At 68.9% G+C, this 24,573-nt stretch carries 24 protein-coding genes, 1 tRNA gene and 1 pseudogene; 11 read left to right on the top strand and 15 right to left on the bottom strand.

Annotation, left to right across the window (positions count from 1 at the left end):
• Nucleotides 1-214: 214 nt before the first annotated feature.
• Nucleotides 215-352: a hypothetical protein gene (locus tag ACQPZX_RS03085; protein WP_433374024.1), complete on the top strand. Its 138-nt coding sequence runs from the start codon at nucleotides 215-217 to the stop codon at nucleotides 350-352.
• Between the two features lie 50 nt (nucleotides 353-402).
• On the opposite strand, the gene ACQPZX_RS03080 is transcribed toward ACQPZX_RS03085, so the two are convergent.
• The 3 genes from ACQPZX_RS03080 to ACQPZX_RS03070 form a co-directional block, all read right to left on the bottom strand.
• Nucleotides 403-475, bottom strand: a tRNA-Arg gene (locus tag ACQPZX_RS03080).
• A gap of 180 nt (nucleotides 476-655) precedes the next feature.
• Nucleotides 656-1,372, bottom strand: coding sequence for a phosphotransferase (locus tag ACQPZX_RS03075; protein ID WP_433374021.1), 717 nt, complete (start codon nucleotides 1,370-1,372; stop codon nucleotides 656-658).
• A gap of 141 nt (nucleotides 1,373-1,513) precedes the next feature.
• A complete protein-coding gene (locus ACQPZX_RS03070; protein ID WP_433374018.1) occupies nucleotides 1,514-1,993 on the bottom strand; it encodes a glycine-rich domain-containing protein in 480 nt (159 codons plus the stop codon).
• Here ACQPZX_RS03070 and ACQPZX_RS03065 point away from each other — a divergent pair.
• From ACQPZX_RS03065 to ACQPZX_RS03055, 3 genes are all read left to right on the top strand, one after another.
• Nucleotides 1,986-2,357 carry a hypothetical protein gene (locus ACQPZX_RS03065; protein ID WP_433374015.1) on the top strand — a complete coding sequence of 124 codons (372 nt, stop codon included), beginning with the start codon at nucleotides 1,986-1,988 and terminating at the stop codon, nucleotides 2,355-2,357. The two genes, ACQPZX_RS03070 and ACQPZX_RS03065, sit on opposite strands and share 8 nt — an antisense overlap.
• A 179-nt stretch (nucleotides 2,358-2,536) precedes the next feature.
• On the top strand, nucleotides 2,537-3,394 hold the full coding sequence (locus ACQPZX_RS03060) for a hypothetical protein (protein WP_433374013.1): 858 nt from the start codon (nucleotides 2,537-2,539) through the stop codon (nucleotides 3,392-3,394).
• Nucleotides 3,395-3,436: 42 nt separating this feature from the next.
• On the top strand, nucleotides 3,437-3,922 hold the full coding sequence (locus tag ACQPZX_RS03055; protein ID WP_433374011.1) for a hypothetical protein: 486 nt from the start codon (nucleotides 3,437-3,439) through the stop codon (nucleotides 3,920-3,922).
• 67 nt (nucleotides 3,923-3,989) lie between these two features.
• Here the strand turns inward: ACQPZX_RS03055 and ACQPZX_RS03050 are convergent, their stop codons facing one another.
• Nucleotides 3,990-5,210 carry a HAMP domain-containing protein gene (locus ACQPZX_RS03050; RefSeq protein ID WP_433374008.1) on the bottom strand — a complete coding sequence of 407 codons (1,221 nt, stop codon included), beginning with the start codon at nucleotides 5,208-5,210 and terminating at the stop codon, nucleotides 3,990-3,992.
• Nucleotides 5,207-5,884 carry a response regulator transcription factor gene (locus ACQPZX_RS03045; protein ID WP_433374005.1) on the bottom strand — a complete coding sequence of 226 codons (678 nt, stop codon included), beginning with the start codon at nucleotides 5,882-5,884 and terminating at the stop codon, nucleotides 5,207-5,209. The genes ACQPZX_RS03050 and ACQPZX_RS03045 overlap by 4 nt, the downstream gene beginning before the upstream one ends.
• A 102-nt stretch (nucleotides 5,885-5,986) precedes the next feature.
• Between ACQPZX_RS03045 and ACQPZX_RS03040 the strand changes: the two genes are divergently transcribed.
• Nucleotides 5,987-6,421, top strand: coding sequence for a hypothetical protein (locus ACQPZX_RS03040; protein WP_433374003.1), 435 nt, complete (start codon nucleotides 5,987-5,989; stop codon nucleotides 6,419-6,421).
• Here the strand turns inward: ACQPZX_RS03040 and ACQPZX_RS03035 are convergent.
• Nucleotides 6,418-7,263: an alpha/beta fold hydrolase gene (locus ACQPZX_RS03035; RefSeq protein WP_433374000.1), complete on the bottom strand. Its 846-nt coding sequence runs from the start codon at nucleotides 7,261-7,263 to the stop codon at nucleotides 6,418-6,420. The two genes, ACQPZX_RS03040 and ACQPZX_RS03035, sit on opposite strands and share 4 nt — an antisense overlap.
• A gap of 98 nt (nucleotides 7,264-7,361) precedes the next feature.
• Here ACQPZX_RS03035 and ACQPZX_RS03030 point away from each other — a divergent pair, with 98 nt between their 5' ends.
• A complete protein-coding gene (locus ACQPZX_RS03030; protein ID WP_433373997.1) occupies nucleotides 7,362-7,946 on the top strand; it encodes a TetR/AcrR family transcriptional regulator in 585 nt (194 codons plus the stop codon).
• Nucleotides 7,947-8,259: 313 nt separating this feature from the next.
• Here ACQPZX_RS03030 and ACQPZX_RS03025 read toward each other — a convergent pair whose 3' ends face one another.
• On the bottom strand, nucleotides 8,260-9,252 hold the full coding sequence (locus tag ACQPZX_RS03025) for a pectate lyase family protein (protein WP_433373994.1): 993 nt from the start codon (nucleotides 9,250-9,252) through the stop codon (nucleotides 8,260-8,262).
• Between the two features lie 120 nt (nucleotides 9,253-9,372).
• Nucleotides 9,373-9,861, bottom strand: a complete 489-nt coding sequence (locus ACQPZX_RS03020; protein ID WP_433373992.1) for a Gfo/Idh/MocA family oxidoreductase — start codon at nucleotides 9,859-9,861, stop codon at nucleotides 9,373-9,375.
• Between the two features lie 220 nt (nucleotides 9,862-10,081).
• On the opposite strand from ACQPZX_RS03020, the gene ACQPZX_RS03015 reads away from it, so the two are divergent.
• Nucleotides 10,082-11,326, top strand: coding sequence for an IS110 family transposase (locus tag ACQPZX_RS03015; RefSeq protein WP_433359721.1), 1,245 nt, complete (start codon nucleotides 10,082-10,084; stop codon nucleotides 11,324-11,326).
• A gap of 7 nt (nucleotides 11,327-11,333) precedes the next feature.
• On the opposite strand, the gene ACQPZX_RS03010 is transcribed toward ACQPZX_RS03015, so the two are convergent.
• The 6 genes and pseudogenes from ACQPZX_RS03010 to ACQPZX_RS02985 form a co-directional block, all read right to left on the bottom strand.
• Nucleotides 11,334-12,005, bottom strand: coding sequence for a Gfo/Idh/MocA family protein (locus ACQPZX_RS03010; RefSeq protein ID WP_433373989.1), 672 nt, complete (start codon nucleotides 12,003-12,005; stop codon nucleotides 11,334-11,336).
• Nucleotides 12,006-12,021: 16 nt separating this feature from the next.
• Nucleotides 12,022-13,995, bottom strand: coding sequence for an ABC1 kinase family protein (locus ACQPZX_RS03005; RefSeq protein ID WP_433373986.1), 1,974 nt, complete (start codon nucleotides 13,993-13,995; stop codon nucleotides 12,022-12,024).
• A gap of 67 nt (nucleotides 13,996-14,062) precedes the next feature.
• Nucleotides 14,063-14,443 (bottom strand): annotated as a pseudogene (locus ACQPZX_RS03000) (DUF4143 domain-containing protein); the annotation flags it as partial.
• 155 nt (nucleotides 14,444-14,598) lie between these two features.
• A complete protein-coding gene (locus tag ACQPZX_RS02995) occupies nucleotides 14,599-15,777 on the bottom strand; it encodes an MFS transporter (RefSeq protein ID WP_433373984.1) in 1,179 nt (392 codons plus the stop codon).
• Nucleotides 15,778-15,817: 40 nt separating this feature from the next.
• Nucleotides 15,818-16,720, bottom strand: a complete 903-nt coding sequence (locus ACQPZX_RS02990; RefSeq protein WP_433373981.1) for an NAD-dependent epimerase/dehydratase family protein — start codon at nucleotides 16,718-16,720, stop codon at nucleotides 15,818-15,820.
• A 94-nt stretch (nucleotides 16,721-16,814) separates the two neighbouring features.
• Complete coding sequence (locus ACQPZX_RS02985) at nucleotides 16,815-18,779, bottom strand: glycosyl hydrolase family 28-related protein (RefSeq protein ID WP_433373978.1); 1,965 nt, start codon at nucleotides 18,777-18,779, stop codon at nucleotides 16,815-16,817.
• Between the two features lie 164 nt (nucleotides 18,780-18,943).
• On the opposite strand from ACQPZX_RS02985, the gene ACQPZX_RS02980 reads away from it, so the two are divergent.
• From ACQPZX_RS02980 to ACQPZX_RS02965, 4 genes are all read left to right on the top strand, one after another.
• A complete protein-coding gene (locus tag ACQPZX_RS02980; protein ID WP_433373976.1) occupies nucleotides 18,944-19,918 on the top strand; it encodes a hypothetical protein in 975 nt (324 codons plus the stop codon).
• Nucleotides 19,919-19,966: 48 nt separating this feature from the next.
• Entirely contained in the window at nucleotides 19,967-21,190 is a 1,224-nt protein-coding gene (locus tag ACQPZX_RS02975; RefSeq protein ID WP_433373973.1) for an EAL and HDOD domain-containing protein, read from the top strand.
• 84 nt (nucleotides 21,191-21,274) lie between these two features.
• The gene (locus ACQPZX_RS02970; RefSeq protein WP_433373970.1) at nucleotides 21,275-21,925 is read left to right on the top strand and encodes a hypothetical protein; all 651 of its coding nucleotides are present in this window, start codon (nucleotides 21,275-21,277) and stop codon (nucleotides 21,923-21,925) included.
• Entirely contained in the window at nucleotides 21,925-24,276 is a 2,352-nt protein-coding gene (locus ACQPZX_RS02965; protein ID WP_433373967.1) for an AAA family ATPase, read from the top strand. The genes ACQPZX_RS02970 and ACQPZX_RS02965 overlap by 1 nt, the downstream gene beginning before the upstream one ends.
• Here ACQPZX_RS02965 and ACQPZX_RS02960 read toward each other — a convergent pair.
• Nucleotides 24,270-24,572, bottom strand: a complete 303-nt coding sequence (locus ACQPZX_RS02960) for a hypothetical protein (protein ID WP_433373964.1) — start codon at nucleotides 24,570-24,572, stop codon at nucleotides 24,270-24,272. The genes ACQPZX_RS02965 and ACQPZX_RS02960 overlap by 7 nt on opposite strands.
• Nucleotide 24,573: the final 1 nt, after the last annotated feature.

Here is a 24,573-nt window from a genome sequence, read left to right as displayed (position 1 = left end):
CCGGCCACACCGATCCCTGCCGCACCAAGCCACCCCGGCCACCGCCTACCAGGCCCGGCCCAAAGCCAGCCCCACTGGCCAGAGCAGCACCGAGTCCCACGACCGGCTCCGCCGCGACCGTATCGACAAAGCCGGGAAAATCACCCTGCGCTACAACGGCACGCTTTACTCCATCGGCGTCGGGCGAACCCACACCGGAACCCACGTCCTCGTCTTGGTCCAGGACCTCAACATCCGCATCATCAACGCCACCACCGGCGAACTCCTACGCGAACTCGTCCTCGACCCCAGCCAGCGCTACCAGCGCCTCAACAAACCACCCGGACCGGCACCAAGAAAGAAGAACCCCTGAACCTGCGACCGCGGGTTCAGGGGTTTCCGATGTCCTGAGACATCACAGGGTGCCCCCGGTAGGAATCGAACCTACGACACACGGTTTAGGAAACCGATGCTCTATCCCCTGAGCTACGAGGGCCTGCGCCCCATATCGTACCTACCAGGTGATACGCACGAGTGGTCGGGCGCGCCTTCCGGTGCCCGCGGGGTGATTCCGGGCCGTTTCCGGCCCTGGTGGAGGACGTGCGGAGCGAATACGGCCTCCTGCGGCAGCGTGGCTGGGCATCCGGCGCACGGGGTACCCGGCGCGTGGGATCGGCTACCCGGTGCGGTGGCGGTTCCAGCGGGCAGCAGCATCGGCGAGCGGGCCGAGATGAGTGGCAGACGGCCTTTGCTGTGCGCGCTCGCGGCTCAGTTCGGTAATGCCAGCAGCAAACGCGCTGACTGCTTCTGGTGAAGCGGTCGACCACACCGGGATCTGGCCGGCCCAAGCCTCGGCTTGCTCCGGACCATGCCCAGCCCGGACCAATCGGATCACCATGAGAGCGGTGTCGATCCAAGCGGCGCCGCGGCATGGCATCGACCAATCCACGATCGTGACTACGCCCTCATAGATAAGGAAGTTGTACCGGGTTACGTCGGTGTGGATCAACGTGTTGCCGTCGACCACCTCGGGTGGAACGTAGCCGGACCATCGCGCAGCGGCGCTCTGCACCTTGTCAGCCGGGCACGGCGTGAGTGTCGTGGCCATCGCACCGAGCGCCCCAGCCATGGCGGGTAGATCGGGTGAGTCTGGTCCGAGGTCAGGATGCCGGCCGGGAACGTACTCAAATCCCAGCAACAGCCAGCCCTCGCGTTCAACTTGCCAGAGCAAGCGGGGCATCTGCGGCGGAAGTGAAGCGTTGATCCGGGCCTCGTTGCGGTGCATCCAAGCCATCGGGTTGCCGGCAGCTGCACCTTTACAGAAAATACGGCCGGCATCGGTCTCCAGCACGGCCACGACGTCGGAGATCACCCCCGTCTCGACCTGCGCCACCCGAGCGATCGGGCCGGTGCGGCTCTCGACCTCTGCTCGGACAGTGGGCGGAAGTTCGTGCCATGGGTATCGAGGCACGGTTGCGGGCTCCTCAGGTTCGCGGCTGGGAAGAGCCTACGTCCCCAGCCGCGAACCGCCGGCTTATCGAGTCGGACTGTCGTGGCACCCGGCATGGCATTGAGTGCAGTCGGCGGAGGTGGTCATCGACCAGAGCTTCGCGTCTACCATGTACCCGGCCCGGCGAATCGCCGCGACCGTGACGGCCAAATTCGCCTTTGGCACCGTCGGCCACTCGTCCCCGGTCGGTTCGTCGTCGGGTACGTGATGGATGAACCGGCCGGCGATTCGCTCGCAGAACTCGGCGTATTCGCGGGTGTAGAGGATGAACGTGTGCCAGCCGATGTCGACTAGCTCGCTCGGCCCAATCGGCTCGGTTGCCGTCACGCAGGCTTTCAGAAACGCGAGCGTCTGATCCAGGATGCGTTCGGGCACACCCGCGGACAGCTCTGGGTGCTCCGCGGAGATCCGGGCAACGAGCCGGTCCGCCAGATCGGCGGGCAGCTGCCGCCGATGTTCGTTGAGGTGACCGACAGCTCGATCGGAAGGCTCCTCAGTGACCACAGAAGCCGGCAAGATCTTCCGCGAGGCTTGGATCGCAGGGGTCAACAAGCACTACCCCGGCGAGCCGAAGGCGGGTTACGTCACGCCATGGGATGAGACCCCAGAGTGGGAGCGCCAGAGCGCGGCCGCGGTCTACGGACTCGTCGCCGACCTACTCCGCATCAGCGAAGGCGCTGCTCGGCGTCTCACTCGAGTACAGAAAAGCCAGTTCGTCGCGGCCAGCTGGGCGGCCCAGATATTTCTGCGATTCGAGAGCCCCAAGCCGTCCTACGTAGCGCCGTGGGAGACATTGCCGGCCTGGCAGCAAGACGTCGACGCGGACATCTTCGAAGCCATCGAACTTAACGAGAATCAGGCAGGCTGACGCTCTACGTCCTTCGTGCGGGGAACCAAAAGCTGCGCACGCACGACTCCTGGCATGGGTCGCCGTCTCAGCACCGCCACGCTGCGATGCGGCGGCCAACACAGAACGGCAGCACGCAGAGTGTCTGATCAGTGACTCAAGGTATTGAAGCTCGAAAATCAACTTTCTAGCCTCGAAGGATGTCGATTCCTGCGGTAGGGCGCGTCGCTCGAGCCGGTATAGCTGAGCCCCAAGGGCTCGCGCTCTTCGGCCTGCCGAACGGGTCGCCGACTCTCTCCATCCGACCGGCAGACAGCCTCAGATCAGCCCTTCAGGCCGGCTACCCCTTGGAGCGGTATCGCCGCCTGTGGCGGTTCGGCCGAACCCGCGAGTTGGACGGATGCATCCGCGGACACCTCGGGTACGAGCGCGAGAAGAACGCCACGCTTTGGGACCGCACCAAGCAGGACTTCGCCAAGGCGCCAGTACCTAACGGCTCCGCTGCGCCATTCATGATCCGGCTGTCGGACCTCACCGTCGTCTTCCAGCCAAAGCCGGATCTTCGACTCGACTCCTTCATCGGGGCCCTGCAGGCGATGATCCGCACTCAGACACGCGAAACTGGGTGGCGCGTTGCATCACTAACCGGCGAGGTGTCGTTCGATGAGTGGCGTAGCCGGGTCGATCTTGTCACGCGCATTCGCTTCCGTATGAGGAAGTCAGGATCGAGACAGACGCAGAGCCGGCTCATCGCGTTGCTGACAGAGCCCGGATCCGACCTCGCAACCGTCGAACTGCGAGCCGCAGAAGGCCTCGAGACTTCTGCGCCCCTGGTAGTTGAGTTGGCGAATCTTGCGGAGAGCGGCTACGGCGAGTTCGCCGCCAAGGGCGTCACCGGTGACGCCTCCGGAACCACGCGCGAGTGGACCAGCACTTTGCGCGGCGAAAGCATCATGACCGAAGTTGAACTTGAGCCGGAGACCGGCGAAGCACCGTGGAATGCTCTGGACGAGCAACTCGCCGGGATCAGCTCAGCCCCACCGTCCGATGCGGCCTGACCGCCGGCAACCAACAGAAGGCCGCCAACGTCGCGACGAGATGTGTCGCTGGCGGTCGACGAGTTGCTCGCGGGCTTTAGCCGGCGCTTAACGCTGGTGCAGCGTGCCCATAGCCGGCCTCCGGCGATCGTTTCCGGCAACGGAATCGACTGGGAGGTCAACCGCATGAACAGGAAGCGTCTTGTTGCCGTGGTGGTCGCGGGGAGTCTGGCCGCTCTGGGGCTGGCGGGGACTGCCATGGCCGCCGGGCAGGATGACCCGGGTGTTGCGCCTACGGCGACAGTGACGGCGAAGGCGGGGCCCGCGCCGAGCCCGAGCACGACCACGCCCGCCACCCGCCGCACCAGCGACGACCACGGCCGGCGGGCCGAGCCGGGCGACGACCACGGCCGCCACGCCGAGCCCGGCGACGACCACGGCGGTGACCGGAAAGAGCGGAAGGAGCGGAAGGACCGGAGCGACCGCAGCGGCAAGGGCCGGGAAGCCGGTGACGATCACGGCAGCGGCGGCCACGGCTCTGACGACTGACCGCACACGCGAAGCGCGCCCTTCGGCCGACAGCGGAGGGCGCGCTTGTCCACCCGTACCCGAAAAATCAGGAAATCTCGAGCCGGACCACCGCGCCGCCGGAGGCGGAGGTTTTGACGTCGAAGACTTCGGCCACCTGCCGTGCGATGTCGAGCCCGAGACCCGTCGACCCGCCCGCCGACGAACCCCGGGAAGCTGCCGAAGCAGAGAAGCCCGGCCCTTCGTCCGCGACCTCGAGCACCGCTCCCCCACCCGGCCGAGCCGTCAGCGACACCGCAAAAGCAGTCCCGTCCGGCGTATGCGCGAAGACGTTCTCGAGAAGCGCATCCAACGCCGCCGCCAATTCGTCCGCGGCGACAGCAACCGGCAGCGGCGAGGAAGGCAGCGACCGCGTCATCGTCCGCCCGGTGTCCTCGGCCAGCACCGCCCAGAACGCGACCCGATCGGCGACGACCACAGCCGCGTCACAGGGCGAAGGAACGGCGCGCGCCTGTTGGATCACCACCGTCACCGCGCGCGCCAACGCGTCCGCCGCGGCCGAGACTCGCTCCGACTCGGCCGGGTCGCGCAACGATTCCGCCTCCAGCCGCAGCGCCGTCAGCGGCGTCCGCAACCGATGCGACAAGTCGGCAACCCTCTCGCGCTCCGCCGCCAGCAGATCCTGAATCCGCCCGGCCAGCTGGTTGAGCGCCCCCGCCACCTCGCGAACCTCCGCCGGACCATTCGGCAGCGCCCGCGCCGTCAGATCCCCCGAAGCCAGCCGATGCGACACCCCCGACAGCTGCGTGATCGGCGCGATCAGGGTCCGCGCCAGGCGATCCGCCACCAGCAGACCGAGCAGGACCAGCGCGGCCCCCAGCGCGAACAGCACAAGCCAGGCCCGATGCACCCCGCGGTTGAGCGACGCGTCGGAGACCACCGTGCGCACGACCGAGGTCCCGCCGACGCCGACGACCGGGACCACCAGCTCCTGACCGTCCGGGGTGTCCACCGTCAGCGCCTGGCCGCGCAGGACGGCCAGGCGAACCGCCGCGGTGGTCGCGGCCGGCGCACCGATCACGCTCCCGTCGGGGAGAAAAACCGTGACGGGTACGGGTTGAACCGTTACCGCCAAGCGAAGCGCCTCCTGGTCGCCGACCAGCGGCACGATCGTCTGCACCACGTCGTCGGCCCGGCTCAGCGCACGATCGGCCGCGACCTGCCGTACGAGAAGAGCCACCGGCACCAGAAAGGCCAGCAGAACCAGCACCGTGGTCGCCGCGACCAGAAGGGTCAGTCGCGCCCTCATGACGGCTCGCTCAGCCGTACGCCAACTCCTCGGACGGTATGCAGATAGCGCGGCACCTGCGCGGTTTCGCCCAGCTTGCGTCGCAGCCAGGACAGGTGGACGTCGACCGTCTTGTCGGTGCTGCCGTAGGGCACCTGCCACACCTCGGTGAGCAGCTCCCGCTTGCTGACCACCTGCCCGGCCTTGCCCGCGAGATGGTGCAGCAGGTCGAACTCGCGCGGCGTCAGCTCCACCTCGACGCCGTCCAGGAACACCGTGCGGGCCGCCGCATCGATCCGCAGTCCACCGATGACCAGCTCCGAAGCCACCGTCGAGCCCACCCGCCGCAACACCGCCCGGATCCGGGCGTCGAGCTGCGCGGCCGTGTACGGCTTGACCACGTAGTCGTCGGCCCCGGCGTCGAGCAGCTGGACCATCGACGCCTCCTCGTCCCGGGCGGTCGCGACGATCACCGGCACCGTGCTCACCGCGCGAAGCATCCGCAGCAGCTCGCGGCCGTCGAGGTCGGGCAGGCCGAGGTCGAGGACGATCAGGTCGGGCCGTTCGGCCAGCGCGGTCTGCAGGCCCTCCATCGCCGCCGGCGCCGCCGCCACGGCGTGGCCGCGCTCGCGCAGGGCACGCAGCAGCGTCTGCCGGATCGCCGGGTCGTCCTCGATGAGCAGGAGTCTCGCCACGGCTGCACGCTAGCCGCTGCGAACGCGGGCGTGCCGGGTCCTTAACCGTCCTTTATCCCTACCGGGTGCCCGCCTTAGGGCGCGAGGGCGCATAGTCGCGGCATGGGGTTCTTGGATCGGCTGGGGCGCAAGCCCATGGTCATCGTCGCCGGGTGGATCCTGGCGGCGGTGCTCGCCATCCTCGTCGGCGTCGTCGGGGTCGGCGTCGTGGGCGCGGGCCTGACCTCCCGGCAGGGCACGCCGATCAGCCAGGAGGAGGTGCTGCGCGCCCTCGGCGAGTCCTCCCCCACGCCGCACGTTTCCGAGATGTCGTCCGCGCCCATCGCCTCGAAACAGTCTTTCAGCACTCGCGGCGGCACGGTCGTCGCCACCTGCGAACGGATCCTCACGATGGCACCCGCGCAGGGCTTCGCGATCCACGAGCAGAACGACCGCGAAGGCGAGTTCCGCGGCGTCAGCGACAACCACGACCGCGTCAAGGTCGAGCTCTCCTGCGCCGCCGGCACTCCCCAACTGCGGATCCGCTCCGAGGACTAGCTTGGGCCTAGCCCTTTCCAGAAGCGCAGCAGCGGCTCCGCGAGATCCGCCGGCCTTTCGGCCGGAAAGAACAGCTTGGCGTCCGGCACCTCGACCACCTCACGCACGCCGGGGATCAAATTCCTCAGCTCGTACGCCCGATCGAGCGCGAAAAACGCATCACCGGTGCCCCAGACGAGCTGGGTAGGCACGTCGAGCCGGGCCAGCGCCGGCTTTTCCGCCACGAGGTCCCGCTCCCGGATCGCGGCCAGCCAGCGCTCCATCTCGCGAGCCCGCTTGCTGGAGAGCGGCGCCAGCCATTGCCGGACGGTCGCCATCGGCAGCGCCTCGACATCCTGCAGGCCGGGCCCGTAGAGCACGCGCCGCGCCCGCTGGGGATCGCGCAGGAACAAGCGCTGCAGCGGGGCGAGCAGCCGCGCCCGGGCCAGCCACACCGCCGGAGCGAACAGCCGTGGCGGCAGGTTGCCGATCGTGTCGCAGTTGGTGAGCGTGATCGACCGCAGCAGCTCCGGGTGGCGGGCCGCGAAGATCTGCGCGATCGCCCCACCGGTGTCGTTGGCGACCAGGTCGATGCCGGTGAGGCCCAGCGCGTCGCAGAAGGCGGCCACGAAGTCGGCGGTCTCGCCGAGCTCGTAGGAGGCGGCCGGCGGCGTGCGCCCGTGCAGCGGCAGGTCGACGGCGACGCAGCGCCGCTCGCTGCCGATCAGGTCGATGACGCCGCTCCAGAGGCTGCTGCCGGTGCCGGCCCCGTGGATGAACAGCGCGGCCTCGCCCGGCCCGTCCCCCGTGTCGAGATAGCCGGCCGGGCCCCTCGACGTCGTCGCGATCAGTGGTTGTGCCATGTTCGTTCCTCCCCGGACTGCGGGTTGGTACGGTCAGAAACCGACTGTCGGTCTACATCTTCTAGACCGACGGTCGGTCTGTCAATGAGAGGGAGCACGTGAACAGGAACGTGGCACGCGGCCGCGAGACCCGCGAGCATCTGGTCCGGGTCGCCACCCGGCTCTTCGCGACGCAGGGCTACGAGGGCACGTCGATCGAGGCGGTGCTCCAGGAGACCGGCGTGAGTCGCGGCTCGCTCTACCACCACTTCCCCGGCAAGGAGGCGCTCTTTCTCGCCGTCTTCCAGGAGCTGGAGGTGCGCGTGGTCGCCGAGATCGCCGGCTCGGTGGCGGGCCTCTCTGACCCGGTCGAGGCGATCGGCGTGGCCTGCCTGGCCTGGATCCGCATGGCCGGCGACCCCGAGGTCCAGCAGATCGTCCTGACCGACGCCCCCGCCGTGCTCGGCTGGCAACGCTGGCGCGAGCTGGACGAGGAAAACGTCCTCGGCCAGTTCCGCATGGCGATCGCCGCCGCGGCGGACGCGGGCCGCGTCGACCCTCGGCACGTGGACGTCTTCGCCCACTTGGTCGTGGCCGCGGTGAACGAGGCCGCGATCCTGGTGGCCCGCTCGCCCGACCCGGCTGCCGCTTTGCCTGGCGCTCAGGACGCTTTCAAGGAGTTCCTCCGCCGCCTGCTCGGCTGACCCGCCGCCGAGCTTTGATGAGCCGCCGCTCGTAACGCACGCCGCTTCATCAACGCCGGCTCGACCCAGACCCCGCTCGCCGCACGGCCCCAACGTCCGCATGCCGCTTGCGGCGCGGCCTCGATCCGCGTGCCGCTCGCGGCGCGAGTCCGATCTTGTGGCCGGGCGCTGCCACCCCACCCGCTGTTGGGTGGGGTGGATTCAAGCATGAGGTTCTGACACTTTTCGGCGGTTGTCCACAGGCCTCGGGCAGGGCGAAGCCGGGAGGTGCGGTGGCTGCCTCCCGGCTTCGCTTTTCTCAGGGGACGGGGGATCAGATCTTGCCGGTGCCCGCGCTCGCGGTGACGATCGACTTCACGCTGCTGTTCGCGTCGACCGTGTACGAGTACGGGATCGCGGCCACGCTCGCGCCGTTGCGGGTGGCGGGCGTGCCCGAGTTCACCAGGTAGTTGTTGAGCAGCTTGACGTTGCCGGCCGGCGAGGAACCCGTCGAGGTGACCACTGTGTTCGGGGTGTTCTCGAAGTAGTTGCGCTCGACGTACACGCCCGCGTTGCAGGTGGTGGCGACGCCGTACGTGCCGCTGTTGTAGTAGTAGTTGTTGTAGACGTGCACCGGGTTGCCGAAACGCACGCGGGGACCGCGCTGGTCACAGTTGCGGAAGTAATTGTGGTGATAGGTGACCCGCAGGTGGCCGGTGTCCTCGGAGGCGTTGTCGTCGGAGTGCCCGAGCAGGTTGCACTTGATGTGGTCGTGCTCGTAGTTCCAGGACACGGTGATGTAGTCGGCGGCGTGCGTGATGTCGACCAGGCCGTCGTAGTAGTCGGTGCCGCTGCTGGTGTCGCTGGACAGGTCGTTGTGGTCGACCCAGACGTGCGTGGCGCCGTCGATGTGGATCGCGTCGCCGTTGCCGTTGCCGGCCTTCACCTTCGCGATGCGGAGGTTGCGGATGACGACGTTGTTGACGTCGTTGATTTTGAAGCCGCAGCCGGTGAGGCCGGAGCTCGAGCCGACCCCGATGATCGTCTTGTTGGACGCGACGGTGACGTCGGCCGAGCAGCTGAAGTTGCCGCTGACCCGGACGGTCTGCGAGGTGCCGGCCTTCGCCGCGGTGGTCAGCGCCGACAGGCTGGTGACGGTGACCGTGGTGCCGGCCGAGCCGCCGCTGGTGCCGCCGCCCTGGGTCGACCAGCCCTCCTGGTTGAAGGTGGCGGCCGAGGCGGCGGGGGCGTAGGACAGCAGGGCGACCGCGGTGGCTGCGGCCACGCCGGCGGCGAGGAGCGGAGTGCGCCAGGAACGGGTGGACATCAGATACCTCCGATGTGGTTGTTCACCCAGACCGGGGGAGCGGCCCGCTTGGGGACGGGGCAGGTAAGCGCTTTCCTGACTCGGCACCGTATCGACTTGTGTCGATGTAGTCAAGGCGCATCAAGCCCGGGGAAGGGTGACCCAACCGCCCGACGCGACCGATTTCTCCATGGCGTCGAGCGTCTCGGCGCTGCGGATCGCGTCGTCCAGCGTCGCACCGTACGGGCGGCCGTCGGCGATCGAGCGCAGGAAGCGGTACGCCTCGATGACCTTGAGATCGTCGTAGCCCATCGCGATGCCGGCGCCCGGCTGGAACGCCCCGAACTCCCCGTCGGCGGGGCCGGCGAAAAGGGTGCGCACGGGTTCGTCCTGATAGGACGAGCCGATGCTCAGCCCCAGCTCACCCATCCGCCGGAAGTCCCAGAAGAGAGCGCCGGCCGTGCCGTGGATCTCGAAGCCGTAGTTGTTCTGCTCGCCCACCGCAATCCGGCTCGCCTCGAGCGTGACGCGGGCGCCGTTCGTCATGCGCAGCATCGCGCCGAGCCAGTCGTCGTTCTCGACGGGACCGGGCTCGCCACTCCCCCGCTCATTGGTGCACCCTTGTTCCACTCGAGCTGATGTTGGTTCGAGTGCACCGGTGACCCTCGGGCCATCGCCCTGCTCGCTCGACCTTCGAGGTCCAGCATGAGTTCTGCGAGGCCCGACGGCCCGGGACACCCCGATCGGCCACAGGGCTATGCGTCTGCGAACGCCGCTCAATGAGCAACCGGCTGCGGTGTCCCGGAACCGCCAGGTGCTTCCCCACTGGTAGCGCAGCGGAGAGGCAACAATGAGTGTGCAGGACACCCCCGGCGTGAGGCGAGCGGTCACGGCCGGTATCGACTGGGCGAAGGACAACCACGCCGTCTGCATCATCGACAGTGACGGCGAGCCGATCGAACGATTCACCGTGGCTCACAGCAAGGCCGGCCTGGCCCGGCTCAACGCGGTCCTGGACCGCCATGGTGTGGACGCGATCGGTATCGAACGCGGTGACGGACCCGTGGTCGACGCGTTGCTCGCTGCCGGCCGCACCGTCTTCGTGGTCCCGCCGTCGCAGGTCAAGGCCTTGCGGCAGCGTTACGGCTCGGCCGGTAACAAGGACGACCGGTTCGACGCCTACGTCCTGGCCGACACCGTGCGCACCGACCAGCGCCGGTTGACACCACTGCTGCTCGACAGCCCGGCCACGACCACGCTGCGCAAACTGGTCCGGACACGCAAAGACCTCGTCGCCCACCGCGTCGCCGTCACCAACCAGCTGCGCGCCCATCTGCAGACCGCGCTGCCCGCGGTCATCGACCTGTTCCGCGACCTCGACTCCGCGATCAGCCTGCAGTTCGTGACCCGCTTCGACACCCAGGACGCCCTCGACTGGCTCTCGCCGAAACGCCTGACCGCCTGGCTGAGCAGCGTCGGCTACTGCGGACGCGTCGATCCCGCCGTGCTGCACCAGCGCATCACCGCCGCGCCGGCCGGCGTCGCCGGTGAGCACGGCCGCGCCCTGGCCGGCATCACCCACGCCTACCTCAGCACGCTGCACACGATCACTACTCAGATCGAGGCCCTGGCGCAGCAGATCAGCGAAGCCCTCGCCCTGCACCCCGACCGGCGAATCTTCACCAGCCTGCCCCGCTCGGGCACGGTCCGCGCCGCCCGGCTGCTCGCCGAGATCGGTGACGCCCGCGGCAGATTCCCCACCGCGGCCTCGCTGGCCTGCCTCGCCGGAGTCGCACCCTCCACCCGGCAATCCGGCAAAGCCCGCGTCGTCGCGTTCCGCTGGGCTGTCGACAAACAACTGCGCGACGCCGTCTGCGACTTCGCCGGCGACAGCCGCCGCGCCAACCCCTGGGCCGCCGACCTCTACAACCGCGCCCGCAACCGCGGCCACGACCATCCCCACGCCGTCCGCATCCTGGCCAAAGCCTGGCTCGACATCATCTGGAAATGCTGGACCACCAACACCACCTACGACCCCGACCAGCACCGAGCCCTCCAACGCCTCCTCAACCAAGACCAAACCGCGACGGGTTGACACAGGGCTACTCATGCCCGGCGGTGGCGGCCGACGGGCGCGGGCGCGTGGGCACGAAGATCGCGGTGTCGGCGAAGACGGCGTCGATCTCGCCGAGCAGGTAGCGGATCAGGTCGACGCCGTGCGAGCCGAGGTCACCCAGGACGCCGTTGCCGCCGCGCTCCCGCTCGAACCGCCAGCTCAGCGCGCCATCGGGGTGGGCGGCGTAGTCGCTGAGCAGCCGCACGCGCGCATGAGTAACATTTCCGATTTGTCCCTCGCGGAGAATTTCTCGTGCTTTTTCCACGGCGGGCGCGTTCCGGTAATTGAAGCCCACGGCGACCTGGCCCGGGCCCGCGACCGCTCGTGCGTCATCCGCGGAGATGCCGACCGGCTTCTCGATCCAGATGTGCTTGCCGGCGGCGGCGAAGGCGGCGCCCACCTCGCGGTGCAGGAAGTTGGGCAGTGTGATGCTGACCGCCTGGATGCGTGGATCGTCGAGCAAGTCATGCCAGTCAAGGGTGGACCCGGCAACGCCGTAGCGCTCGGCGGCGGCCGCGGCCCGGCCGGGCACATCGTCGGCGACGGCCACGAGGGTGACCGGCGGCGCATCGGAGTAGTGGTGCGGGACCCGAAGGTACGACCGCGTGTGCACCTGACCCATCCAGCCGAACCCGACAACGCCGACTCCGATCGTCATCGAAAGAGCCTAACGCTCAATCACGCCGGAAGATCACGACAAGAACGCGGAGTACGAGTACGACGGCGACGACCAGCAGCCCGTAGCCGATCAGCGGGAAGAGAGCGACGCCCTCGCTGATCCGTGGGCCGTTGCCCGCGCCGAGCAGCAGGGTGGCCATCACGCCACAGGTCGCGCCGATGATGGTCAGCAGCGCCTGGTGGAGCAGGCCGGTCACGAGCAGCCGGTCCCGGTCGTCGGCGAACAGGCGGACGTTGAAGCGGAGCCGGCCGTGCTCGACGGCCTCGCCGATCCGGTCGATCCGGCGCGGGAGGCCGCGCAGCATCGGCAGCAGCGCGGCGAGCTCCTCCTCGAAGGTTCCCCGCAGGCGGTCCGGCGCGAGGGTTTCCGCGATCCGCCGGGCGCCGGCGACCCGGGCCTGGCCGATCAGGTCGAAGCCCGGCCGGAGGAGTCCGAGTGTGCCTTCGAGCGTCGCGAAGGCCCGGAACACCGCCGCGACCGGGGCCGGCACGCCCAGGCCGTACGACGTGAAGGTCCTCAGCAATGCACCCACCGCGGCCATGCCGGCGGTGCTGCCCGGGGTGGCATACCGGACGATGAGGATGCCGACCGTGCGCTGCAGCTCGCGCTCATCCACCTCCTCGGGATGGTCGACCAGCCGCAGCAGCGCGTCGCTGGCCGCCACCGAGTCGCCCCGGCCGACGGCCGCGAGGAGGTGCCCGATCGCATTTCTGGTCACGGCGTCGAGGCGGCCGACCGAGCCGAGGTCGAGCATGCCGAGCGAGCCGTCGTCGTCCACGAGCAGGTTGCCGGGGTGCAGGTCGACGTGGAAGTTTCCGTACACGAGCATCTGGTCGAGCATGCTGTCGAGCAGGTTCGCCGCGATCGTGTCGCGCCGCTCGTCGCCCAGCCGCGCCAGCTGCGGCCCGGCCGCACCCAAAGGAGTTCCCGGCAGGCGACGCATCACCAGCACGCGTTCAGAGCTGATTGACACGTACGGCGTGGGCACGCGCACCCCGCGGTCCGGGGAGGTTTCGAGCGCAGCGGCCATGGTCTGCAGGTTGTCCCGCTCGATCGTGAAGTCGAGCTCCTCGCGCAGGGCCTCGGCGAAGCCCAGCGCGAGACCGCGGGCACCGAAGGAACGGCCCCAGGAGGTGCGATCTTCGAGCGTGCCGGCGAGCCGCAGCAGGATGTCCAGATCGCGCTCGACGATCACGGCGATGCCCGGCCGCTGCACCTTGACCACCACCGGCGTGCCGTCCGGCAGCCGGGCCGCGTGCACCTGCGCCACCGAGGCCGCCGCGATCGGCTCATGGTCGATCTCGGCGAAGGCCTCGCCGACCGGCCGCCCGAGCTCGGCCGCGAGCACCGCGGCGATGTCGTCCCACGGCACCGGCGCCGCCCGGTCCTGAAGCACCGTCAACTCTTCGACGAACTCGACGGGCAGCAGCTCGCCGCGGGTGGAGAGCAGCTGGCCGAGCTTCACGAAGGTCACGCCGGCCTCGTCCAGCGCCTCCCGCAACGACCGGGCCAGACGTCGCCGGGCCGCCGCCGACTTCGGCCCGGAACCAGGCCGCCCCCGCAGGAAACGGCCGAGGCCGTGCCGCAGCACGATGCGCACGATCGTGGAGTACCTGCGGCCGCGCGCCACCCGCCGCCGGGTGCCGCGCCACATCTCCACCGGGCCCGGCAGCGACCCGGTCGGTAGCAGCACCTCGAGGATCACCAGCGCCGACATGGCCAGCAAGGCGGCCACGACCACCGACGTCGCGGCCAGCAGAACCGCTTCCCCGCCGCTGACCGACGCCGGATCCTCGGGCGCGAGCGCCGCCAGGATCGGCGCGGTGATCACCAGCGCCAGCACGGACGCCAGCAGCGTCCGCAGCCACCCGACACGCACGCCGAGCAGCCGCCGGATCACGGCGGCGAAGGCCAGCACCGTCCCGACGATGAAGGGCACGAACAGCAGAACCGCGACAGCCTGACCCACAACGCCCGACCATATCGGCGCCCACGCATTCCGGCCGCCCCGCGCCCGGGCCCGAGAAGACTCGCCGTCAGTCTCGCGCCGGGGCGGGCACCTGCCACAACGCGCTGACCGGCATGGCGCGCAGTTTGTCGCCGAACGGCAGGGTGGAGGTTCCGGGGTAGAGCACGATTCCGGCAACAAAGTCGTCACCGAGGCGCTCAGCCAGTCGGCGCAGTCCACGGAAGTCGTCCGGACCGACAGTTGAGGCCGCTTTGATCTCGATGCCGACGACGCGGCCGGATCTGTTCTCGAGGACCGCGTCGACCTCGTACCTGGCCTGGTCGCGGTAATGAGACAGGTCGGCGAGCTCCGCGGACCAGGTCAGCTGGCGAGATAGCTCGGACAGGACGAATGATTCGAGCAACGGGCCGAATGACGAGCCCGGACGAAGCAGCGCCCGCGCATCGGTGCCAGAGCTCCACGGTCTCCATCCGGCCGGGCAGCGCGTCCGGGGCGGCGACCATGCCGAACAGCCGCGATGATCCGGTGAGCAGGTAGTTGGCTTTCGATCTGCGCGGGGGTTGACTTTCGATTTGCAGCATCCCGGGGTTTCGATCCGCGACGTCAGCTGTTGGCCGCCTCGCGCACCGGGAGGGTCGCGCGCCACCGCCCAACCGCCCACACCGTGAAGCCGGCCAGGGCCAGCGTGGCGGCCAGGACGCACGCGCCGGTCCAGCCGTAGCGGTGGTGCAGCAAACCGGTCAGGGCCGAGGACAGTGCGCCGACGGTGAAGATGGTGGTCATGAAGACGGTGTTTACTCGGGCTCGGGCGTCGGGACGTAGCGCGTAGATCTCGTGCTGGCTCATGACGGCGTGGGACTGCACCGCGAAGTCGAGCAGGACGCCGGCCACGCCTAGCAGGATCACGCTGCGATGGCCGGCCGCGGCCAGCGCCGCCATCAGCACCGCGAGCAGCAGAGCGCCGCCGCTCCCCCACGACCCGTACCCGTGGTCGGCCAGCTTGCCGGCGATCGGCGCCGCCGCCGCGCCGCCCGCGCCGACCAGGGCGAAGATCGCGATCTGGGACTGGGAGAAACCGTGCTCGCCGATCAGCTCGTAGGCGATCGCTGTCCAATATGCGCTGAATGCCCCGAAGAGCAGGCCCTGGCAGAGCGCCCGCCGCCGCAGCGCCGGCTCCGAGACGGCGAGATCCCAAACCGTGCGCAGCAGCGAAAGGTAGCCCGCGTCATGCGACGGCGGCCGCGAGGGCAGCATCCGGCGTAGCGCCACCGCGAGCAGGACCATCAGCACCGCGGAAATAAAATATATGGCCCGCCATCCCCACAGGCCGCCGACGAAGCTCGACACCGTGCGGGCCAGCAGGATCCCGAGCAGCAGGCCGCCCATCACCTTGCCGACGATCGCGCCGCGCTCGCGCTCGGGCGCCAGGTGCGCGGCGAACGGGACCAGAATCTGCGCCACCACCGAGGTCACGCCGATCAAGACCGAGAAAATCAAAAATATTGTGTACGCCGGGGAGAGCGCCGCCAGGAGCAACGAGGCAGCCGTCCCGGCCAGGAGCAGGGAGGTCAGTTTCCGGTTCTCGACGAGATCACCGAGCGGCAGCAAGAGAAGCAGGCCCAGCGCGTACCCGATCTGGGTGAGCGTGACCACGACGGTGGCCGCGCCCTCGCTCACGCCGAAGGCGTCGGCGATGAGGTCGAGCAGGGGTTGCGAGTAGTAGAGGTTGGCCACGGTGAGACCGCAGGCCAGGGCGAGCAGCGGGATCAGGGCACGGCGCACTCGCGCCAGTCAACCCGGTCGCGCCGGGCCGCGTCCCCTCTTAGTGAGCCAGCTCTCCGGCCTGGTGGCGGGCGATGAACGAGCCGATGTACTCGTCGAGGTGGCGGGTCGGGCGCCAGCCCAGCTCGCCGGCCTTGGTGGTGTCGGCCTGGCCGCGCACCCGCTCGCCGCGCAGGGCCGGGATCATCTTGTACTCGCTGCGGAAGAGTTTCGCCACCTCGATCAGCGGCCACTCGTGGCCGGCGCCGAGCAGGTAACCGTCGCCGGTGCCCTTCTGCGCGACCAGCACGATGCCCCGGACGATGTCGTCGACGTGGGTGAAGTCGCGGGTCTGGGTGCCGGGCGAGACCACCGGCAGCGGCTCGCCGCGCAGGTAGTGGTCCTCGAAGATGCCGATCACGGTGGCGTACCGGCCGCTGGTGATCTGGCCGGGGCCGTACACGTTGTAGAAGTACGTGATCGCGTAGTCCAGGCCGTACCACGACGAGTAGTTCGTGATGTACTCGATGTTCTTCGCCTTGGTCCAGGCGTACGGATTGAGGTTTTCGTCCTGTCCGTCGTTGCCGAACTTCGAGCTCGAGCCCGCGTAGATCAGTTTCGACCCGTTGGCGGACGCGAACTTGACCACCTCCATCGTGCCGAGGAGGTTGAACTCCCACGTCAGGTCGTGGTCGTCGAAGCTCTGCACGATGCGCGAGTACTCACCCAGGTGGAAGACGATCTCGGGGCTGGGGTAGCCGCGCTCGGCCCAGATCTTCGCGATGTCGACGGTCGAGCCATCGAGATAGGTCACCCGGGGATCGTTGACGTGATTCTCCGGTACGCCCGTGAAGTAGTTGTCGACCGAGACGATCGCGGCGGACGGAAAGTCCGTGAGCAGGGCCTTGATGAGGTTGGTGCCGACAAATCCGGCGCCCCCGGTCACCAGCAGGGTTTGGCTCACGAAAAATCCTCCGACTCCGGTCTTCGGCCGCCAAGGCTACAACAGCAAGCGGCCCCACTCGAATCAACGAGCAGGGCCGCGAACTGGGGATGAGTTACCAGGTGGTGGGGGCGGGGGGCGCGACGACCGGTGGGCGGTCGTCGCAGGTGATCGTGTTGGGCAGCATCCACGGCGCGAGCCAGCCGCCGTCGTTGCCGCCCAGGTCGGTCACCGAGAACTCGGAGCCGGTGGCGGGGAAGTTGAACCGGCCGCAGTTGTTGATGCCGACCGCGCCGACGTTGCGGGCGTCGACGTTCTCGAAGCTGGCGGACCCGCCGACGCGGGCGCTCAGCACACTCGTACCCGTGCCATCGATCTTGATGTCCTTGAAGTGCACGTTCGTGATCGAGTACAGGTCCTTCACCGGCCAGTCCGCGACCTCCATGATCGCGTTGTACGTGCTGTCCAGGAAGTTGTCGCCGACGACCTGGATGTCGGCGTCGATGTTCTTCTCGAGCGCGTAGAGCCAGATCGCCCCGAGCCCGATGTTCCAGTTGAGCTCGTAGGTGCCGGAGCGAACCGTGGTGTTGCCGGTGAACCAGAGGTGCCCGGCGAACGGCTCGGCGCCGAAGCGGGAGCCGGCGTGCAGCGCGCTGCCCTCGCGGATCGGGTCGGCGATCAGGTTGTTGGAGACGGTGTTGTCGGTGCCGCCATAGATCGCGATGCCGTTGGCGAGCACCGGCGTCTGGATCGTGTTGTGGTCGAAGGTGTTCCGCGCGTTGGCCGTCTTCTCCGACCACATCGCCAGCGCGTCGTCGCCGGTGTTGCGCAGGAAGTTGTTCTTGACCAGCGAGTCGGTGACCCCGATGTGGAAGTTGAGGCCGTCGGCGATCTGGTCGGCGATCACGTTGTTGGTGACCTTGACGTTGCTCATCGGGCCGTCGAACCAGAGGCCGACCTTGGTGTGGTGGATGTAGAGGCCGTCGATCGTCGAGTCGCTCATCGCGCCGCCGATGCCGTTGACCTGGTCGGTGTCGATGCGCTCCCGGACATCGCCCTCGATCGCGAAGTCCTTCAAAACGACATTCCGCGAGTTTTCCCCATAAAAACCGACGCCGGTGTGGATCGAGCCGTCTGGGGCCGGCGCCGGCAGGGTGACCTGCGAGCCCTTGATGATCGTGTACCAGTTGCCGGCGCCCTCGATCGTCACGTTGTCGACGATGATGTGCCGGTTGACCTGGTACGTGCCCGGCGGCACGTACACCTTGAGCTTGGTCTTCTTGGCGAAGGCGATCGCCTTGTCGAACGCCGGAGCCGAGTCGCGCCGGCCGGTCGGGTCGGCGCCGAACAGCAGCACGTTCGCGGCCAGCAGGTTGACCTTGGGCGCGCCGACCAGCTCGGTGTCGAGCAGGTCGATCACGGTCCAGGCCGCTGCCGAAGACGCGGTCAGGCGGATCTTCTCGCCGGCCTGGTAGGTCTTCCCCAGGAGCAGCCGCTGCTCGTCGTAGAAGTGGTTGGGCCGGAACGGCGTGGTGATCACCGGGGCCGGGGTGGTTGCGGCCGGCACGCACGCGCACTCGGTGATCCACCAGTCCGGGTGCAGCAGTCCCGCGTTCGGGTCGTTGCTGAACGGATATTGGTTGTAGAGCCAGGAGAACTGCGAGGTCAGCGTCATGGTCCGGCTGGTCTTGCCGACCTTGACGGCGAGCGGCGCGGTGATCCCGCCGCCGGTCGGCGCGTCCGGGATGCTGTACCGCACCGTGATCGCATTGGTGGCCTTGGGCAGGGTGAACTCGACCCACTGGCCGGGGGCGAGCTTGACCGCGGAGCGGCCGGAGGCCTCGGCGGGCAGGGTGTAGGCGGTGCGGTCGGGCCCGATCACGGCGCCATTGGTGGCGGCGGTCTCGGCCTCCTGCTCGGTGAAGGCGACGCTGGCGCCGCGACCGGCGACGAGCGCCGGGTCGAGGGCGGCTCGGGTGCCTTTGATGGTCACGGGCGTTTTCGCGTACGCGGCGCCGGTCGCACCGACCGCAAGGGCGACGCCGGCGGCTATGGCGGCTGTTAAGGCGGCTCTCGACATCGACAGTTCTTTCTTCCGGGGAGCGATGCTCCAAGCGGGACGGACGCTCGAAGGTGGAGTGACCATAAGATTGCTGTGACGCAGTCCACAAGGCTTCGTCTCGAATTTTCGGCAGATTGCTCGGTGGTTGCGTGAGGCCATTGGTTTCTTGCGGCGCTGTTGCCGTGCTGGCGGTGCTATCGGTCAGCGCTTGCAGCAAGCCCTCGTCGCCCAAGTGGCACGAGATCGCCCTGCCCGGGCCGGCCGTGCTGCGGGACGTGGCCGACTGCGGCGACCGGTGGTGGGCGGTCGGCGGGGCCGGGAGCGGGCCGGGCGCCTGGACCAGCGCCGACGGGGTCGCGTGGTCGGCGGTGCCGTTCGCGCCGCTGCCGGCCAGCTACTACGGGCCGCGTGAGGTGATCAACTCGATTGCGTGCGCCGGCGACCGGGTGGCGATGATCGGGGCGGTGCCGGGTGGCGCGCACGGCAATCCCCGGGTGAGCACGTGGCGCCTGGTCGACGGCCGCATGGTCGAGAACGCCGCGCCGTTCGAGACCTACGGCGGCGACCGGGCGGTCGACGTGGGGCCGCTGGCCGGGGGCGCATCCGGTTTCGCCATCGCCGGGAATCGGTCTTCCGGGGCTGCCGTGTGGCTTTCCAGTGATAACCGGACTTTCACAATTTTTGAGGATGCTCCCGGGCTGGCCGGCGAAACCGTGGCCCGGGACGTGGTGGCCCTGCCGGACGGGAGCTGGGTTGTGGTCGGCGGGGCCGGTGGCGTGCTCGACCAGCGGGCCACGGCCTGGGTCTCCCGGGACGGCCGGTGGGCCCGCCAGGATCCGCCGGCTTCGGGCGGCTTCAACGAGATGCAGCGGGTTGTCCGGGACGGGGACGATCTGCTGGCGGCCGGGGTGCGCGGTACCAAGCTGGGGCTCTGGCGGTGGCACGACGGCGCCTGGACGGCCGGCGACACGTTCGGGGACGGTGCTCCGGGCGTACGATCTCTGGCTGTTGTTGATGGAAAGCCCGCTGTTGTTGCCGATGGCCTGTATATCGACGGGGTTTTGACGGAGGCGCCCGCGCCTCCGACCGCGGTTGCCGGGCGTGGCGGCTCGCTGCTGCTGGCGGCCGGCGACCGGTTGTGGATGGCAGAGCGGTAACTCAGAGGATTTCGTCAGGTCGGGCCCGCGGCGACCGATAGCAGCGGTGTGAAATCAACGGCGGCTGCTGCGGACGGCACCCAGCTCGTTCACGTCGGACGACAGCCCATCTTCGACGTGCACGGCGGCGTGGTCGCCTATGAGTTGCTCTTCCGCGGAAGCATGGACGCGGTCGCGGCGGGACGCCAGGACACGTACGCGACCAGCACCGTCATGGTGAACGCGTTCACCGAGTTCGGCATCCGCGAGGTCGCCGGCGACCGGTTGTGCTTCATCAACCTGACCCGGGAGTTCCTGGTCGGCGACATCGCATTGCCGTTCGGCCCCGAGCAGGTGGTCCTCGAGGTCCTCGAGACCGTGCAGATGGACGAGCAGGTCGTCGCCGGGATCACCGCGCTCAGCGAGGCCGGCTACCGGTTCGCGCTCGACGACTTCGTCTGGGGATCCGGGCACGAGGTGCTGTTCGGCCTCGCCTCGTACGTGAAGCTCGACCTCCTCGACGGCGACCTGTCCCGCCTCGACGAGATCGTCGCCGCGTGCCGCGAGTACCCCAACATCCAGATCGTGGCCGAGCGCCTCGAGACCCCCGAGCAGCTCGCCATCGCCGACCGGTACGCCATGGAGCTGCGGCAGGGCTACGCGCTCAGCCACCCCCAGGTGCTGACCGTCGCCAGCCTCTCGCCCTCCCGGCTGCGCCGGCTCGAGCTGGTCGGCGCGCTCAGCGCCGGCGACCCCGACCTGCAGAAGATCGTCAGCATCATCGCCAGCGACCCGCCGCTGTCCCTGCGCGTGCTGCGGGCCAGCAACTCGGTCGCGGCCGGCCACGCCAACCGGGTCTCCTCGGTGCGCCAGGCCGTCGTCATGGTCGGCCTGCCGCACATCCGGCAGTGGGCGCTGCTGATGATGCTCGACGAGATCGGCGACGGCACCGAGGAGCAGATGCTCGGCGTGCTCACCCGCGCCCGGCTCTGCGAGAACATCGCCACCTGGTTCGGCGCGTCGCCGGACGCCGCCTTCATGGCCGGCGTGATCAGCGGCGTCGGCCACCTGCTCGACGTCGCGCCGGAGGGCATGGCCGACCAGTTCCCGCTGGCCCCGGCCCTGGTCGCGGCGCTCACCGAGGGCACCGGGCGGCTCGGCCGGGTGCTGCGCGCGGTCGACGCGTACGAGAACGGCGAGTTCGGCAGCTTCGACCTGGCCGGTCAGTACATGGACGCGGTGCGCTGGTCGACGCGGGCCCTGGACGCCTCCAACAAGCTCACGGCGGCGTAGGACATCAACCGTTCGCACACTACGATCGCGAAACTCACTCAGAGATACTGCGAGGACGACAGCCCGTAAGAGCGGGGGTCCTCGATGCGAAAGCTCCTCGTGGTCGGCGCGATCCTGCTTGCCGCGTCCTGTGGCGCGCCGGAGTTCACGTATGTGAAGAACTCCGGGCAGAAGACGTATTTCAAGGTTCCGCACGACTGGCACGAGACCGGCACCAACTCGGTCGACGACATGCTCAGCGGCACCAATCCCGACTCGGCGGGAGCGGCCGTGCGCCAGCAGTCGTGGTGGTCGGTCGCCTACGACGCCGACATCCACCCCGACGCCCAGCACCTGCTGACCCAGGCCGTCACCGACGTGCCCATCGTGTACGCCCGGGTCGCCCAGCTCAACGAGTCCCAGCAGAACATCGTCTCGCTGGACATGCTGCGCAACGTCTTCCTGCCGGTCACCGACGACGCCCGCGAGGCCGCCGCGACCAGCATCGACCTGACCGGCTTCGAGCTCGTCCACGACGAGGTGCTGAACCCCGCCAGCGGCCTGCACGGCGTGCGGGTCATCTACGACTACGAGCTGTCCAGCGGCGTGCTGCACACCTTCGACGAGACCGCGCTGGTCAACAACGACGGCAGCAAGCTCTACCTGCTGCTCATCCGCTGCTCCACGGCGTGCTACCGGGCGCGGGCCGCCGAGCTCGACACGATCGCCACGTCCTTCACGGTGAGGAGCTCGTGATGACGGCCATGGAAGGGCTCCCCTCGCCGGACGAGATGCCGCACGTCGCCGCCCGGGAGCGCACGACCCGCAAGAAGCTCCCGATCTGGGACCGGATCAAGTTCCTGCTGCTGTTCACGATCGCGTGGTTCGCGCTGGTGTGGAGCTCCATGGCGGACAACCCGATCCTGCCGTTCCCGGACGCGATGCGCGAAATGGCGCGCAGCGGCAAGGGCATCACGATCATGGTGCTCTTCGGGATCGAGGTGCTGCGCCAGCTCCACTTCCTGATCAGCGAGCACTGGTCGTGGTACCACCGCCTGTGGACCCAGGGGATCTTCGGCGGGATCGAGCGCCTCAGCCATCGGATGTTCTCCGACTGGACCCGCTTCCGGCTGATCCGCGTGTTCAAGTGGCTGGTGTTCATCGCGGTGCTGTCGCTGGTCCTCGGCTCGGTGCTGGACACCACGCCGGCCCTGGCCCTCTTCCAGATCCCCGCGCTGCTCTGGTCGGCCGCGCCGATGTTCATCCAGGTCATCTTCATCCTGTTCATCGCGGTCGGGCAGTTCGCGGCGATCTTCTGGTTCCTGTCCCGGGGCGGCGTCGAGGTCTACTACCCCGACGACGTGAAGACCCGGTTCTCCGACGTATGGGGTCAGGACCACGTGCTCAAGCGCGTGCGGGAGAACATCGTCCACCTGGAGAACCCCGAGGCGATCGAGGCCAAAGGCGGGTACGTGCCCGGCGGCATCCTGCTGTGGGGCCCGCCCGGCACCGGCAAGACGCTGATGGCCGAGGCCGTCGCCGGCGAGACCGGCAAGCCGTACGTCTTCGTCGACCCCGGCGCCTTCATCAACATGTTCTTCGGCGTCGGCGTCCTCAAGGTCAAAGGACTGTTCCGCAAGCTGCGCAAGCTCGCCCTGCGCTACGGCGGCGTCATCGTCTTCTTCGACGAAGCCGACTCGCTGGGCAACCGCGGCGCGCTCGCCCAGGGCGGTCCCGGCTTCCCCCGCGGCATGTCCTGCCGCGGCTTCTCCTACATGTCGAACGACTCCCAGCTGCTCCTGACCCGGCAGTCCATGGTGTACGGCGGCGGGATGGGCGGTGGCGGCGGCATGGGCACGCTCGAGGCCCTGCTCACCGAGCTCTCCGGCCTCAAGAAGCCGCGCGGCTTCGTCAACCGGCACGTGCGCCGGACCCTCGGCATGCGCCCCAAGCCGCCGCCCAAATACCGCATTCTCGTGATGATGGCGACGAACCTGCCCGAGGCCCTCGACGAGGCATTGCTGCGGCCGGGCCGGATCGACCGCATCTACAAGGTCGGCTACCCCAGCAAACCCGGCCGGGTCCGCACCTACCAGGGCTACCTCGACAAGGTGAAACACGAGCTCACCGACGAGGACATCGACAAGCTGGCCGTCATCACCCCGTACGCGACCGGCGCGAGCATGAAGGACATGGTGAACGAGGCGCTGATCACCGCGGTCCGCGACGGTCGCGACACCATCACGTGGCGGGACATCATCCAGGCCAAGCACCTCAAGGAGCTGGGCCCGGCGGAGGACGTCGAGTACATCGAGCGCGAGCGGCACGCGGTCGCGGTGCACGAGGCGTGCCACGCGGTGGCCGCCTACCACACCCAGCACCACCTGGCCATCGACATCGCGACGATCGAGAAGGGCAGCGGCTACCTGGGCATGGTCAGCAACGTCCCGCCGGAAGACCAGTTCACCACCTGGCGCAGCCACTTCGAGTCGGACATCTACGTCTCGCTCGCGTCCCTCGCCGGCGAGCGCATGTTCTTCGACGGGGACAGCTCATCCGGGGTGTCCAGCGACCTGGAGCAGGCGACGGCGGTGGCGACCAACATGGAGGGTGTCTGGGGCATGGGCTCGACGGTGTCCTCGTACGCGACCTCCAGCCGTCTCGGCGTCGGCTCCCCCGGCGGCGCCGCCAAGGGCGAGAAGAACGACGTGAGCGCCCGGCGCGCCCTGGCCGACCGCATCGAGGACAACCTGGCCGAGATGCTCGAGCGGGTCGCCGCGATCCTCAAGGAGAACCGGCGCCAGGTGCTGGCGCTCGCCCACGCTCTCGAGACCCACAAGACCCTGACCGGCGAGGACGTGATCGCCGTGGTGGAGGCCCGGCCGGGCTCCCTGGTCGACGGCTCGCTGTACGCCGACGACGCCTTCATCGCCGAGCTGGAGGCCTACCACCGCGCGGCGCTGACCGCCCACCGCGGCCACGCCAAGCTGGCGGTGGCGCTGCCGGCCCGCCCCGAGCCGATCCCGGTGACGGTCAACGGCGCCGAGCCGGTCCCTTCCGACCTGGACATCTGGCGGCGGCCGGCGCCCCCGCCGAGCGATCAGTAGTAGTAGGCGTGCGCGGTCGCCGGCGCCTTCCCGTCCCGGCGATACGCGCGCATGATGGCGACCACGACCTGATTGAACAGCCGCCGGTTCACCCCGTCCGCGCCCCCGGAGGGTTCGCCCACCGCGGGATCGAAAACCAGATCTCCGATCGGCTGACCTCCACCGTGTGCCGGACGGATGCGCTGCGTCGAGACCTCGAGCGTCACGAACCCGGTTTCCTGATCGGCCTCCCATCGGTAGAGCACGACCTCACCGTCCGAGTCGCCCTGCGCCCAGATACCGATCGAGGCGGTCATC

Source organism: Actinoplanes sp. CA-142083 (genome assembly GCF_050942195.1).
Classification (GTDB): Bacteria; Actinomycetota; Actinomycetes; order Mycobacteriales; family Micromonosporaceae; genus Actinoplanes.
Note: the sequence above shows the minus strand (reverse complement) of the source record. Positions and strands in the feature narration are given on the sequence as shown.